The 12,422-nt window shown below is 41.9% G+C and carries 14 protein-coding genes and 3 tRNA genes; 8 read left to right on the top strand and 9 right to left on the bottom strand.

The window, feature by feature from the left end; translation table 11 throughout:
• The first annotated feature begins 21 nt into the window (after positions 1-21).
• Both AC5FX4_RS13850 and AC5FX4_RS13845 read left to right on the top strand, forming a co-directional pair.
• Positions 22-405 carry a response regulator gene (locus tag AC5FX4_RS13850; RefSeq protein WP_493607827.1) on the top strand — a complete coding sequence of 128 codons (384 nt, stop codon included), beginning with the start codon at positions 22-24 and terminating at the stop codon, positions 403-405.
• Positions 406-414: 9 nt separating this feature from the next.
• Positions 415-705, top strand: a complete 291-nt coding sequence (locus AC5FX4_RS13845; RefSeq protein ID WP_493606948.1) for a PilZ domain-containing protein — start codon at positions 415-417, stop codon at positions 703-705.
• 222 nt (positions 706-927) lie between these two features.
• Here AC5FX4_RS13845 and AC5FX4_RS13840 read toward each other — a convergent pair whose 3' ends face one another.
• Positions 928-2,118, bottom strand: coding sequence for a class I SAM-dependent methyltransferase (locus AC5FX4_RS13840; protein WP_493606947.1), 1,191 nt, complete (start codon positions 2,116-2,118; stop codon positions 928-930).
• A gap of 188 nt (positions 2,119-2,306) precedes the next feature.
• On the opposite strand from AC5FX4_RS13840, the gene AC5FX4_RS13835 reads away from it, so the two are divergent.
• Positions 2,307-2,936: an HD domain-containing protein gene (locus AC5FX4_RS13835; RefSeq protein ID WP_493607826.1), complete on the top strand. Its 630-nt coding sequence runs from the start codon at positions 2,307-2,309 to the stop codon at positions 2,934-2,936.
• An 8-nt stretch (positions 2,937-2,944) separates the two neighbouring features.
• On the opposite strand, the gene AC5FX4_RS13830 is transcribed toward AC5FX4_RS13835, so the two are convergent.
• Complete coding sequence (locus AC5FX4_RS13830) at positions 2,945-3,925, bottom strand: ion channel (protein WP_493606946.1); 981 nt, start codon at positions 3,923-3,925, stop codon at positions 2,945-2,947.
• 85 nt (positions 3,926-4,010) lie between these two features.
• Here AC5FX4_RS13830 and AC5FX4_RS13825 point away from each other — a divergent pair, with 85 nt between their 5' ends.
• The gene (locus AC5FX4_RS13825) at positions 4,011-4,700 is read left to right on the top strand and encodes a M48 family metallopeptidase (protein ID WP_493606945.1); all 690 of its coding nucleotides are present in this window, start codon (positions 4,011-4,013) and stop codon (positions 4,698-4,700) included.
• A 6-nt stretch (positions 4,701-4,706) separates the two neighbouring features.
• Here the strand turns inward: AC5FX4_RS13825 and AC5FX4_RS13820 are convergent.
• From AC5FX4_RS13820 to AC5FX4_RS13810, 3 genes are all read right to left on the bottom strand, one after another.
• A tRNA-Tyr gene (locus AC5FX4_RS13820) sits at positions 4,707-4,791 on the bottom strand.
• Positions 4,792-4,813: 22 nt separating this feature from the next.
• A tRNA-Tyr gene (locus AC5FX4_RS13815) sits at positions 4,814-4,898 on the bottom strand.
• A gap of 19 nt (positions 4,899-4,917) precedes the next feature.
• Positions 4,918-5,002 (bottom strand) — tRNA-Tyr (locus AC5FX4_RS13810).
• 112 nt (positions 5,003-5,114) lie between these two features.
• Between AC5FX4_RS13810 and AC5FX4_RS13805 the strand changes: the two genes are divergently transcribed.
• Entirely contained in the window at positions 5,115-5,636 is a 522-nt protein-coding gene (locus AC5FX4_RS13805; RefSeq protein WP_493606944.1) for a VC2046/SO_2500 family protein, read from the top strand.
• A gap of 1 nt (position 5,637) precedes the next feature.
• Here AC5FX4_RS13805 and AC5FX4_RS13800 read toward each other — a convergent pair whose 3' ends face one another.
• The 3 genes from AC5FX4_RS13800 to AC5FX4_RS13790 all read right to left on the bottom strand — a co-directional run bounded on the left by AC5FX4_RS13800 (position 5,638) and on the right by AC5FX4_RS13790 (position 7,163).
• Complete coding sequence (locus AC5FX4_RS13800) at positions 5,638-6,096, bottom strand: YchJ family protein (RefSeq protein WP_493606943.1); 459 nt, start codon at positions 6,094-6,096, stop codon at positions 5,638-5,640.
• A 12-nt stretch (positions 6,097-6,108) separates the two neighbouring features.
• Entirely contained in the window at positions 6,109-6,552 is a 444-nt protein-coding gene (locus tag AC5FX4_RS13795) for a SulA-like leucine-rich domain-containing protein (protein ID WP_493606942.1), read from the bottom strand.
• A gap of 155 nt (positions 6,553-6,707) precedes the next feature.
• Entirely contained in the window at positions 6,708-7,163 is a 456-nt protein-coding gene (locus AC5FX4_RS13790) for a tetratricopeptide repeat protein (RefSeq protein WP_493606941.1), read from the bottom strand.
• Positions 7,164-7,283: 120 nt separating this feature from the next.
• On the opposite strand from AC5FX4_RS13790, the gene AC5FX4_RS13785 reads away from it, so the two are divergent.
• Positions 7,284-8,573: an NCS2 family permease gene (locus AC5FX4_RS13785; RefSeq protein WP_493607825.1), complete on the top strand. Its 1,290-nt coding sequence runs from the start codon at positions 7,284-7,286 to the stop codon at positions 8,571-8,573.
• 13 nt (positions 8,574-8,586) lie between these two features.
• Here AC5FX4_RS13785 and AC5FX4_RS13780 read toward each other — a convergent pair whose 3' ends face one another.
• On the bottom strand, positions 8,587-9,348 hold the full coding sequence (locus AC5FX4_RS13780; protein ID WP_493606940.1) for a hypothetical protein: 762 nt from the start codon (positions 9,346-9,348) through the stop codon (positions 8,587-8,589).
• 288 nt (positions 9,349-9,636) lie between these two features.
• On the opposite strand from AC5FX4_RS13780, the gene cysB reads away from it, so the two are divergent.
• Positions 9,637-10,614, top strand: a complete 978-nt coding sequence (gene cysB, locus AC5FX4_RS13775) for an HTH-type transcriptional regulator CysB (RefSeq protein ID WP_493606939.1) — start codon at positions 9,637-9,639, stop codon at positions 10,612-10,614.
• A gap of 115 nt (positions 10,615-10,729) precedes the next feature.
• A complete protein-coding gene (locus AC5FX4_RS13770) occupies positions 10,730-12,202 on the top strand; it encodes an amidohydrolase family protein (protein WP_493606938.1) in 1,473 nt (490 codons plus the stop codon).
• The last annotated feature ends 220 nt before the right edge of the window (positions 12,203-12,422 follow it).

The following is a 12,422-nucleotide window of genomic DNA, read 5'->3' as shown; positions in this document are numbered from 1 at the left end:
GTAAAGGAAGTGACATCGACTATGTCCGCTCAGCGAACAGGGAATACAACACCACACGTATTGGTGGTAGATGACGAGTATTTTAACTATGAAATGCTTAGCATGGCGTTGTCAGGGGCTTTTGAGCTTAGCTATGCCGACTCTGGTAAAAGCTGCCTCTCAAATGCGATAGCACATAAACCGGATGCGATCTTATTAGATGTCTGTATGCCGGGTTTGGATGGTTATGATACCTGTCGGATGCTAAAAAATACGCCAGAAACCAAAGATATTCCTGTCGTGATGGTATCTGGTTTGGAGTCAGAGCAAGAACAACAAGCTGGCTATGAAGCGGGTTGTGATGCCTATGTAGTCAAACCTTTTACCATTCAATCCTTATTAGAAAAATTAAAAGCTATGGTATAGGGGGAAGTTATGTTGCATGAAGACAAGCGCCGTTTTATGCGCATGTTGGTGGATACTAAGGCACGATTAACGGTGTTAGAGTCAGGCCATCGACTTGAGGGGATATGTCACGATTTAAGTGCAACAGGATTGTCGATTGAAGTCAGTGAACCTGTTGAGCCCGATACCATGATTGAAGTGCACATTAACTCAACCAGTGAGGCTATTCCTCCATTGAATGCCCATGCAAAGGTCATTCGCTGTTCAAATGAGCAGGAAGAAAAGTACACGCTAGGGCTTGAAATCACCCAGTTTAATTAAACCGCTTATTTAGGCCATACGGTTTTATAGGGGTATGGCCTAGCCTACCTAAAGCGGAGCCTATCTTATCCAAGTAAATTTAAAGCCGCATGAGGGCGCTGGTTTGCCTGACTTAATATTGATTGGCTGGCTTGTTGTAATATTTGATTGGTTTAATTCTTTTCTGGGCTCTTTTTGATTACAAAGCGACTTGTGGCCCTGTAAGGCCACAAGCCACAGAAATCAATAAACCTTACAAATAAGGCCTTTCAAGTAGAAACCTTCTGGGTAGTTGCCTGATATTGGGTGGTCTGCTGCTTGATTTAGGCGCTCAACAATCAGCAAATCTTTTCCAGCATCCAGCGCTGCGTCAGCAACGACTTTTTGGAATAAATTTTGTTCCATTAAGCCTGAGCAGGAGAACGTTAACAAAGTGCCACCTGGCTTTAAGATCTGCATCGCAATCATGTTGATGTCTTTATATCCTCTACACGCGCCATTGAGCTGTGCTTTGCTCTCTGCAAATTTAGGTGGGTCCATTACGATGGTGTCGAACACACGGCCTTCATCACGATATTGACGTAATAGTTTGAATACATCTTGTTTGACGAACTCTGCTTTTGATAAGTCTAAGTTGTTGTGCTCAACGTTACGTTTTGCTGTATCTAAAGCAGGCTGTGATACGTCCACATTAATGACCTTTTCGCAGCCGCCGCGTAGTGCATATAAACCAAAAGTGCCGGTATAGCAGAAACAATTGAGCACTTCTTTGCCCTTTACAAAACGCTCAAGTGCCGCACGACTATCTCTTTGATCAAGATAAAAGCCAGTTTTGTGCCCATTGATAATGTCTACTTCAAGTTTTAGACCATTCTCTTTAATGATAACTGGTGAAGACGGTGCGTCCCCCCATAAAGCGCCAGTTGTCTTTTCTAGTCCTTCCTTTTTGCGCACATCGACGTCAGAACGTTCGTAGATATAACAATCGGGGAATAGCTCACGCAATGCCATAAGCAAGTCACCTTTATGGCGTTCAGCACCAGCGCTGAGCAATTGGCACACTAGATAGTTATCAAACTTATCTATGGTGATACCGGGTAAGCCGTCAGACTCAGCCGCACACAGCCGATATCCTGTGAGTCCACCCTCTGAGATTGTATGCTGACGTGCATCGAGTGCTCTACGCAATCGTTTTAGGAAAAACTGAACGTCAATTTGCTCACTTTGATCAAAACTCCAAACTCTGGCGCGAATTTGCGAGTCTGGACTATAGGCGGCAGTAGCCAAATATTGTCCATCATGGGTGTAGACAGTGACAGTATCACCTAAGGCAGGTTTGCCCTTTATTTTTTTGATTGCTTTAGAGAAAATCCATGGGTGCTTACGTTTGAGTGACTTTTCTCGACCAGGCTGTAAATACAGGGCACAAGACATAAAAATTCCTTACAAAATTGAATGCTTGCCATTTTAGTGAAGGCCATGCCAACATACAATCGTAACAAAGGAATAATCGGCCTATTTAGGTGATAGTAACTACTTACATTGGGTGGCTTTAGTGAAAAATAGAGAGGAAATCTCATTTTGCACGTCACTGAATATTGCGGCGAATACAAGAGAATATGATGCAACATATTGAACAAGCATGTAAAAGTTTTATGGTCAAGAGTGTTTTTGCTGACACTGCGCACGATCTTACGCATATCGAAAGAGTCGTCAAAACAGCAAAACAATTGGCAGAGCAAGAGCAAGCAGATTTGGCCGTTGTGTTGCCTGCAGCTTGGTTACACGATTGTGTGGCGGTTGCTAAAAATCATCCTGACCGTGCGCGTGCGTCGAAAATGGCTGCGGATAAAGCAATCACTTTTTTAAAGTCGATAGATTACGACGAGTCGAAATTTGATGCGATACATCATGCCATTGTGGCCCATAGCTTCAGTGCGAACGTCACACCTGAAACATTGGAAGCCAAAATTGTGCAAGATGCTGATCGGATGGATGCATTGGGGGCAATAGGAGTTAGCCGCTGTATGAAAGTGGGTGGGGCAATCGCACGACATTTATATCACCCTGATGATCCATTTTGTGAAAATAGAGAAGCAGATGATATGCGTTATACGCTAGATCATTTTTTTATTAAGCTACTGCATATCGCTGAGCAAATGCAAACAGAATCCGCCAAGCAAGAAGCGCATAAACGCACGGAATTTATGAAGGCATTCTTGAATCAACTGAAAGAAGAGATCTCGGGTTAAGTTTTCATCTAACGTGTCATTCGTTTAACGAACACTACGACGAATAACGCGAGAGAAAAGCTGCCTGTAAACGCCTCGATGGCCGCGATAAATCGCGAAATGCCGATCGGGGTGATGTCTCCATAGCCAAGGGTTGTGAATGTGACCACACTAAAGTAGAAGCTATTGAGTAATGCACTTATGTTTTCTGCAATTGACTGTGAAAAATCGAGTTGCAGTAACTGTTCATTATAGGTGACGCCGAATACGAAATAGAGCAGTGCGCACATGACTATCATACTGAGGCTAAAACGAATCACGTTTTCAGGCTTTTCTCCATAACCACACAGCAAATTGATAAAGCTGGATACCCATCTTCTTTGAGAGTTTCTAGGGTATTGATGGTGGCGCATACGAAGTTCTTGATAGGTATATTTGCCCGCCATCTCAAATAAGCCTTGCTGTTCAGCGCCTTTTCTCAAAGAACGATAAATTTCTTCAGATTGTAAAAATAGGTCGTTCGCATCGTCAACTCGCTTTTCTTTAAGTGCTGAAAACCCTTGCTGCTCTTGAAGCAGCTTGTCACCAAGATAAAGGTTATCCATGCGTGTGTTATTAAGTTTTATACCTAGTAAATTAGCCTTTTCTAGATGGCAGCAATGCAAATTAGCTTCTCTAAGGTCTGCTTTCATAAGCGACGCATTTCGAAAGGTATTGTTGAATAAGTGAGCACCCTGAAGATTGGCTCGATAGAAATTGCTGTATGATAAGTCGTAACCATTATGGTCGCCGAATTTCACGAGATTAAGGCCTTCTAAGTTGGCACGTTTCAGTTCTAAGCCTTGAAGTAACCCACCACGCTTTGCGTAGCGTTCAAGTTTTTGCGTTAGCTCCAAACCACTTTTATCAAACTTTGCATCGTGCCAAAAGCATAGGCCTGAGCCCATATCAATTTCTTTGCATTGGTGCCCATCGGGTGATTGATACTGACAGCAGGGTTTGTCGGCCATAGCTTACTGATCTCCTTAGTCATTTATTTTATAGATTAGCAGCTATTTGGCGAGGTAGAATGGTCGTGACAAAATTAATTTAAAAATGAAGATGTTTGAATACCAATTGCAGTTGAGTAAAAAACGTAAAACCGTGGCGTTAAAAGTCACGGATACCGGCGTCAAAGTCTATGCACCACATGATGCGTGCATGGATGAAGTGGTGACTTGGCTTGAAACAAAGAAGGCTTGGGTTGCTCAGCAGCAACGTAAACTAGAAACCAGTCTACAGCCTCAAGCACCTTGGGATAAAAATGAGTTAATGATATTTGGTCAAATATATAGATTGGCTGTGAGTGCTAGTGCTAGTGCGAGTGAAGTGTCTCGGGTGGAGCACGAAACACAAACTGTGTTTGTTAAGCAAATTGACAATATTAGCGCTTTAAGAAAGCAACTAATTCAATTACTCACCAATGAAACACAATTGTATATTGAAAGTCGGCTTCCACATTTATGCAAAGAGATGAATACCGAAGTTAAAAGCGTAAAATTCAAGGAATACAAAAGCCGATGGGGAAGTTGCTCTAGCCGTGGTGAGTTGACGTTTAATGTGCTTTTAGCAGGCGCACCTCACGCAATGATAGATTATGTTATTGTTCATGAATTAGCTCATCGTCATGTATTAGCACATAATAAGGCTTTCTGGCAGTTAGTTGAGCATCACTATCAGAATTATCGCGAAGCAGTTATCTGGTTTAAAAAGTTCGGTAAGCAGTTATTTATTGATAAGAATTGATAAAAGTGGTGGAGGGGGCTGGATTCGAACCAGCGAAGGCAGTGCCGTCAGATTTACAGTCTGATCCCTTTGGCCGCTCGGGAACCCCTCCTCTTTTATGGGAGTATACAATTTGGTGGAGGGGGCTGGATTCGAACCAGCGAAGGCAGTGCCGTCAGATTTACAGTCTGATCCCTTTGGCCGCTCGGGAACCCCTCCAAATTGTATTTGTTGTTTGTGGTGGAGGGGGCTGGATTCGAACCAGCGAAGGCAGTGCCGTCAGATTTACAGTCTGATCCCTTTGGCCGCTCGGGAACCCCTCCTAAACAACGGCGGTGATAATAACAAAGTTTTTTATTAAGTAAAGAAAAGTGCTAAAGAAAATTTGAAAAATGCCGATAAAAACGAAGATTCGTAATTAATCGGTGAAACTATATGCAACTTGATGCTGTATTGACCAGAGAAGATCAGCTTGGCACTGCGCTTTCGGTAAGCGTGACTGAGCAACGTAGAGCCGATTTTTCGATGTTATTGGCAATGCTTTCTCAAGATGCATTAGATTTTAGTCAATTTCACCTGCCGGAATCGGCACTTCACGAAGCAGATTTATCAGAGCAGGCATTAAAAAAGGAATTACAAATTGGTCCTCAGCGTGAACTTGCACCTGAGCAGTTTGATATGTTAATTGGTCAAAGTAATGCGCGCATACTCAATGAAGGTGGTATGGCAAGTTTGCGCCTTAATGATTGTTTGTCACCAGAGCCTCTCGCGATACGAGATGATAAAAAGCACGTCCCTTTAATTGTCGTAGATAACTGTGAGCTCTCAGTAAGAAAACGTTTTGAGTCAGTAAAAAGCGGTAACTCTATGCCTGAAAAACCCGCCATGAATGCGGCGGGTTTTTATGACCAACTTGCGACGGGTGAATTGCAAAGCGCATTACAGTTAAGCGCCTAGCTTAGCTAGCATGACATTTCTTAAACTTTTTCCCGCTACCGCAAGGGCAATTATCATTTCTACCCAGTTTAAGTTCTGGGGTTGGATAGATATCACCGTCTAAATATTTCCAGTGTTCGGATTCTTTTATAAAGCGTGACTTCTCATGCAGCATGCATATCTTGTTATCTGCAATATAAGTTGCTTTAAACTCGACGTAACTATCTTCGAGTGTTTTAGAAGTAGCAATTATCTCTAAATTAATAAACTGTACCGACTGAGCGAAAAGTAAAATGTCTTCAATGCTATGGTATTGTTGCTGCGAACTAGCATAGGTTGCGCGAATATACTCAGCATTTTTTTGGTAATATGCACTGTATCTTGAACGCATGAGTTGTTCGGCAGTTATAGGGTGTTGTGTGCCATTAATAAACGGCGCACAACATTGTTCAAATGGCTCTGGAAGGGTGCAATAACACATTATATTTTCGTATTAAGATATCAATGCGTCTATTGTACACGTTTCTAAAGGCGCATTTTTGCAAAAGCAAAAAATATCTGTGTTTGAGCTTGGCAGGTTCAGAGCTTCAAGCGAAATCGGCTCTATAACATCCGTCCAAGTGATCACAGCGGCAAAGTTTCCATTGTTTAGTGCCGATCTCAACACATAATTCAAATCGACTATATGCCTTTTCCTAATCACCAAAAGTTTACTTGAGTCAATTGAGCAACTTTCCATCATCGCTTTGTTAGGCACGTTGTCGGGTGCAATGAGTAACGTCCATCCTTTTTTTTGATTACACTGATGAATGATTTTTAATAGCGCGAGACTTGCGCTGATATCATCTTCAGTAATAACACAATTAAATGCACGTGTTGCCTCTACAGTGTGAGACGAGCTAGCAGAAATACCAAAAACAGAACTTGCTTGTAACATAATCAACTCACTGGTGTTATATACAGTATTTGTATACAGTAGTTTATACAGTGTTTAGATGCAAGCAAATATTGGTACTTTTTTATACAAAAAGTGATAAAAGAACAAAAAGTGAAGCGGCAGAAACATCCATGTTTTTGAAAGTAAAAGAAGATTTACAACTTTTCTTGAACCACAGTGAGGTGATGAATTTGTTCGTAGAGTGTGGCTGCATAACATTGTGCATCTTTGATGCGTTTGGTTGTTAGGTGCGGCTTAAGTTGGTCGATCATTGCTGTAGCAGCATCCATTCCCTGACTTTGAGCAAGTACTAACCAAGCCATCGCATGAAATGGGCTTTGAGGTACGCCTTGACCCTTGACGAACAGCAGTCCTAAATAAAACTGTGCTTTTTGGTTACCCGACATAGCCGCTAACCTCAGCCATTTAGCCGCCAAAGGAAATGCCTCTTCTTTCAAATAATACAATCCTTTTTTAAAAGCTTGTTGAGGATCATTCTCATCAGGAAATTTATCCTCACTATTGGGTGGTGCTGTTACAAAGTCCAGCACGTTGAGCAATTGCTGCTCTAGATCCTGATTTGTTGAATTTTCTGAAGGATTGCGTTCCATAGTGTAACCGTTATGACATACCCATTTGCAAGTTTAGACGAATTCTAACTATTTTGTCCGGTTAGACCAATGATTTATGTTAAAATCCAACAACTTGTTTCTAATTTAAATACCTTTTCTATGTTTGAGCGCTTATTTAAAGTCAATCAGAATGGCTCTACGGTAAAAACCGAGATTATTGCTGGGCTTACAACGTTTGTGACGATGGTCTATATCATATTTGTCAACCCGCCTATGCTAGCCCAAGCGGGCATTGATTTAGGGGCCGCATTTGTCGCTACCTGTATCGCTGCAGCCATCGGCTGTTTTATTATGGGGTTTTTAGCAAATTATCCGTTAGCGCTTGCTCCTGGCATGGGTTTGAATGCCTTTTTCACCTATGGGGTTGTACTCGGGATGGGGCACAGCTGGCAGTCAGCTTTGGGAGCCGTATTTTTATCGGGCTGTATTTTCCTGTTTTTGAGCGTTTTTAAAATACGAGAATGGGTTATACAGGCCATTCCTTTGGTTTTAAAACAGGCAATTGCGACGGGGATTGGCGCATTCTTAGCGTTAATTGCGCTAAAAAATGCGGGGATCATTGTTTCTAGTCCAGCCACATTAGTGAAGCTTGGTGATATTACACAAGCGGGCCCTTTACTCGCAATTTTAAGCTTCTTTATCATCGCAGCGCTTATGTACAGAGATGTGAAAAGTGGTGTCTTAATTAGTATATTTGTGGTCACATTAGTGGCTTGGGGCGCAGGGCTTGTCAACTATCAAGGTGTCATATCAGCGCCACCGAGTATTGCACCGACCATGATGCAACTTGATATTGCCTCGGCTTTGGAACTTTCAATGCTCAGTGTCGTTTTTGCATTTTTATTTGTAGACTTGTTTGATACTTCAGGGACTTTGGTTGCCGTCACGCAAAAAGCGGGCATGGCAGATGAAAAGGGAAAAATGCCTCGATTGGGGCGAGCACTCTCTGCCGACAGTACAGCAACGATAGCTGGTTCTATGTTAGGCACTTCAACCACAACTTCGTACATTGAGTCGGTATCGGGTGTATCGGTCGGTGGTAAAACAGGTTTAACTGCCGTAACAGTCGGTGTTTGCTTCTTGCTGATGATGTTCTTTGCGCCTTTGGCAAAAATGGTACCTGCCTACGCAACCGCAGGGGCCATTTTGTATGTTGCTGTGTTGATGCTGCAGAACTTAAAACTGGTTAACTGGGATGATATGAGCGATGCAATCCCAGTGAGTGTGGTTTTGTTAATGACGCCGCTCACGTTTTCAATCGCACACGGTATTGCTCTGGGTTTTATCGCTTACACAGCGGTTAAAGTTATGTGCCAAAAAGGCCATGAAGTGTCTGTGAGCGTGTGGGTATTAACCGCGTTATTTGTTTTTAAATTTGCTTTAGAATAGTGAGAAGTGGTTGTTACCACTTCTTCTTTGGTGCGAACAATACGTCGAGGTCGTCTTTTTCTTGTTCTTTCTTTTGTTTAACAGAGGACGCGTTAGACGCTTTTAGCTCAGTACTAATTTCTTCCAAATATGAAGTTAATTGTGCTTTTTTCTCGGTAACGTATTCATCACTGTAGGTTACAGCACAGACCGTTGCATAGGCTTTCTCAAAGTACTGTCGAGCAGAGCCTACCATGTTTGCGGTGCGGGCAGATACGCCTCTCTTAATTTGACTTTCTACGTTAATACGTAGCTGTAACTTTTCCAGTCTTCTGTCTTCCGCCACAAACATTTGTGTATCAACTTTACCTTTAGAGTGTTCTGAACGAAGCACGTGTCTAAGCCTTTTAATACCTTGGACTAACGCGATCAGTTGCTTATCAGCGTCGGGGAGATTTAATGCGTCGCTTTGGGCATCGGGATCAATGGGTGTGTTAAGCCTTTCTTTGGCTTCGTTAAGACGATTTTTAAGTTCTTTGTTGGTAGGAGACAGTTCAACCATAGCGGTAAGGGAATCTAGTACGCGCCTTTGCAATACGCGTAAAATAAGTTCTGACATGGGAATGTTGCAGCTGTTGACGATTATGTCTTCTGACTCTTCAATGATTTTTTTATGTTTAGCTAGCTCTTTTCGACGTTCGGCTTCTTGTTTCTCCTTATGCTGCTGTACTGCACTGACCCAAACCGCAATGACGATCAATGCAACAATCAACATAATAATGATAGAAACAAACATAACTTAACTTCTCTTTGACCACGACTAGAAAGATAAATTTTATCTTACATCAATTAATTGCAATCTGAACAGCTTTCCGTTCATATGGATGAAAAATAATTTAAACTTAAGTGTTTATTATTATAGACCAAGACAACAATTTATCCGTTAAACAAGGATGTATGGCTAGTGCTATCTCGTTTCAAGTAATTATGCTAGCCTTAGAGAGTTCGGCTTTGTCGCAAGGTTATTACTCTTCTAGCGTGTCGTGCTCAATGCCAAGTTAAAACTAATAAGAAAAATTAAGCTATGAAATTACAACAACTTAGATATATTGTAGAAGTTTTAAACCACAATTTGAATGTATCGGCAACTGCTGAAAGCCTATATACCTCCCAACCCGGTATTTCTAAACAAGTGAGAATGCTCGAAGATGAGCTTGGTGTGCAAATCTTTGGTCGCAGTGGTAAGCATCTTACTCATGTTACCAATGCTGGTAATGAAATTATAAATATTGCGCGAGAAATATTGTCTAAAGTTGAAGGCATTAAAGCGGTCGCAAATGAGCATACATTACCCGATCAAGGCAAGCTGAATATCGCGACGACGCATACGCAAGCCAGATATGCTTTGCCTGGCGTTATTCAAGGCTTTATGAAGAAGTATCCTGCGGTATCGTTGCATATGCATCAAGGTACTCCGCAACAAATATCAGATGCGGCAGCGCGTGGTGATGCTGACTTTGCCATCGCCACTGAGGCACTTCATTTATACTCAGATTTAGTGATGCTGCCATGTTATCACTGGAATAGAAGTATCGTGGTTGCCAAAGATCATCCATTGGCCCAAAAAATCAATAACTTAACAGTCCATGATGTTGCTCAGTATCCGCTGATTACTTATGTATTCGGCTTTACGGGTCGTTCAGAGTTAGACAAAGCGTTTAACGCGCATGGGTTAGAGCCTCACATTGTCTTTACTGCCACTGATGCTGACGTGATAAAAACTTATGTCCGCCTAGGCCTTGGCGTTGGCGTGCTCGCATCTATGGCGATTGACCGTGTAGCCGATCAAGACCTTGTTTGTATTGATGCCAGCCATCTTTTTGAGGCAAGTACGACCAAGATTGGTTTTAGAAAAGGCAGTTTCTTACGTGGCTATATGTACGACTTTATTGAGCGCTTTGCACCTCACTTGACAAAAGATCTCGTAGAAAGAGCAAGCTTACTTAGAAATCAAGATGATGTAGATGCTTTGTTTGCAGATATCAAATTACCAGTTAAGTGAGTTCACGGCTCATAACAGATCGGTAAGTGCTGATATTACGACCCTGTAATCTGCTGTAATCGACATGTTGGGGTTTTTGACTACCTTTGTATGGATTGGTTTTTGGAAGCATACAATGAACGGACAACACCCCAGTCACGCTCGCTTTTCTTTTGAACATGTTTTTTATGACAGCTTGCTAGATAGGTTGGCAGAAATGCCGATTGGGGCGTTACCTTCAGACGATGAGATTCTGGCCCCAGCTTCGCCTAAACATAGTGTGATCATTGGTAAAATATACACGCAATTCTTGCCCACAACAGAAGTCGTTGAGGCAATGCTTATTAGCGCTGGTAAGGTCGTTATACAAGGGTCGGTCGACCACGTTTGTCAGTATGTAAAACAGCAGAATATTTCCGCTCGGTTTCAATACTTGAGTAAATACCATTGCGTTTGTCCAGGGTTCATAGAGCCAAATATTCAACTAGTATTGAGCGCAATTTTGTCGCAATGGACGCATTTAGGACCATTTGGTTTTGATTGTTCGTGGCAAAAAATGATGCCTCATTACGGCTATAGTTATATCGCCCGTGCACTATTGTATTTGGACAAAGGAATTGAGCCCGATAATTGGTTGTTAGCGTATGGACTCAGTGAAGCGCTATTAGCCGATTATGATCGAACTGAAAAAGTCAGTATCTTTACGTTTATTAATCAGCTGAAAATTACTCGGCCCATTGTTGTATTAGATGATAATAAAGCCGCAGCTTATCTCAATGAACCCGCAATAAGAGCAGTGTACCAGTGCCTTAAATCCTGTAGCGCTAACCCATTTACGAGTGAACATGAATTCAAACAATTGTTACACTGCCAACAAGGCTTGTTTGATGAACAACTCATATGGTTAAGTGCCTCAATTCCTGCTGCGCAATTGAAAAGTCAATTAGTTAATATTTATACATACATGCGCCAAATTGTTAAGCGAGCTTACCGACAAGGTATCACACACCTCGGTGTGGCAGACTCACATCCATTTGCAAAAAAATTACTTAAACAATTTAAGCAGACAAACCCACATATCAATTTAATAGAATCTAAGTTTGAAGTGTCTGAAGAGCTGAACTTTTTTTCTGAATTGGACGACCATATCCCGCATCAAAAGCTAGACAAGAGGTCGATAGCGATGAGTGTAGGTGAAACAGGCGCGGACGGGTATGAATGGATACAATTACGCAGCGGTCAGGTTCAATTACAGCCATGCCAAGCGTTACTCGACTCTGGATATAATATCTGTTTGCATTGTGATTATCCTACTCAACCTCTGAGCCCATTGAGAGTAGCTGAGCAAGCGAGCAAACGTATTACGGATCACGCGCCAGGTCTATCTATGCGGCATGCGAGAGTTTTGTTACCTGAACAACGCTTATCCAAAGTTCAGTCATTACACGGTATTACGCGTGCAAGTGCTGAGCATCTTGGTTGCAGCGGAGGTAGGATCTGCGTAGGAGAATCAGCAAATTTTGTGCATCTGTCAGGCGATCCATTAGCTAGCCAAACCGATTTACGTGATCTTTCCATTATCAGCTGTACAGCCAACTCATTGATGTAAACCATAGTTGCTCTCATCAAACGCATATTTAATGATGCGCTTCAAATAATTAAGCAAAATTAGTTAGCATTATTAACGCGCTGTTATTTCTACATATACGCGTTTGTTTCGGTGATTATTCGTTAAGGTTATATAAAATATATTGTATGCATTGTGTATTTGGTGTTAATACTTTTAGTGCCCATGACGTATGGGTGGGATACAACACAAAAGGTACATT

The sequence above is a fragment of the Pseudoalteromonas sp. ATL1 genome, from assembly GCF_058933015.1.
This window is presented reverse-complemented; position numbering and strand designations above follow the sequence as displayed.

Excerpts from the sequence above, each read along its gene's own strand:
- AC5FX4_RS13845 (WP_493606948.1), top strand. The coding sequence starts at position 415 with ATGTTGCATGAAGACAAGCGCCGTTTTATGCGCATGTTGGTGGATACT.
- AC5FX4_RS13780 (WP_493606940.1), bottom strand. The coding sequence starts at position 9,348 with ATGTTTGTTTCTATCATTATTATGTTGATTGTTGCATTGATCGTCATT.
- AC5FX4_RS13840 (WP_493606947.1), bottom strand. The coding sequence starts at position 2,118 with ATGTCTTGTGCCCTGTATTTACAGCCTGGTCGAGAAAAGTCACTCAAA.
- AC5FX4_RS13825 (WP_493606945.1), top strand. The coding sequence starts at position 4,011 with ATGAAGATGTTTGAATACCAATTGCAGTTGAGTAAAAAACGTAAAACC.
- AC5FX4_RS13785 (WP_493607825.1), top strand. The coding sequence starts at position 7,284 with ATGTTTGAGCGCTTATTTAAAGTCAATCAGAATGGCTCTACGGTAAAA.
- AC5FX4_RS13850 (WP_493607827.1), top strand. The coding sequence starts at position 22 with ATGTCCGCTCAGCGAACAGGGAATACAACACCACACGTATTGGTGGTA.
- AC5FX4_RS13795 (WP_493606942.1), bottom strand. The coding sequence starts at position 6,552 with ATGTTACAAGCAAGTTCTGTTTTTGGTATTTCTGCTAGCTCGTCTCAC.
- AC5FX4_RS13805 (WP_493606944.1), top strand. The coding sequence starts at position 5,115 with ATGCAACTTGATGCTGTATTGACCAGAGAAGATCAGCTTGGCACTGCG.
- AC5FX4_RS13790 (WP_493606941.1), bottom strand. The coding sequence starts at position 7,163 with ATGGAACGCAATCCTTCAGAAAATTCAACAAATCAGGATCTAGAGCAG.
- AC5FX4_RS13770 (WP_493606938.1), top strand. The coding sequence starts at position 10,730 with ATGAACGGACAACACCCCAGTCACGCTCGCTTTTCTTTTGAACATGTT.
- AC5FX4_RS13835 (WP_493607826.1), top strand. The coding sequence starts at position 2,307 with ATGCAACATATTGAACAAGCATGTAAAAGTTTTATGGTCAAGAGTGTT.
- AC5FX4_RS13830 (WP_493606946.1), bottom strand. The coding sequence starts at position 3,925 with ATGGCCGACAAACCCTGCTGTCAGTATCAATCACCCGATGGGCACCAA.
- AC5FX4_RS13800 (WP_493606943.1), bottom strand. The coding sequence starts at position 6,096 with ATGTGTTATTGCACCCTTCCAGAGCCATTTGAACAATGTTGTGCGCCG.
- cysB (WP_493606939.1), top strand. The coding sequence starts at position 9,637 with ATGAAATTACAACAACTTAGATATATTGTAGAAGTTTTAAACCACAAT.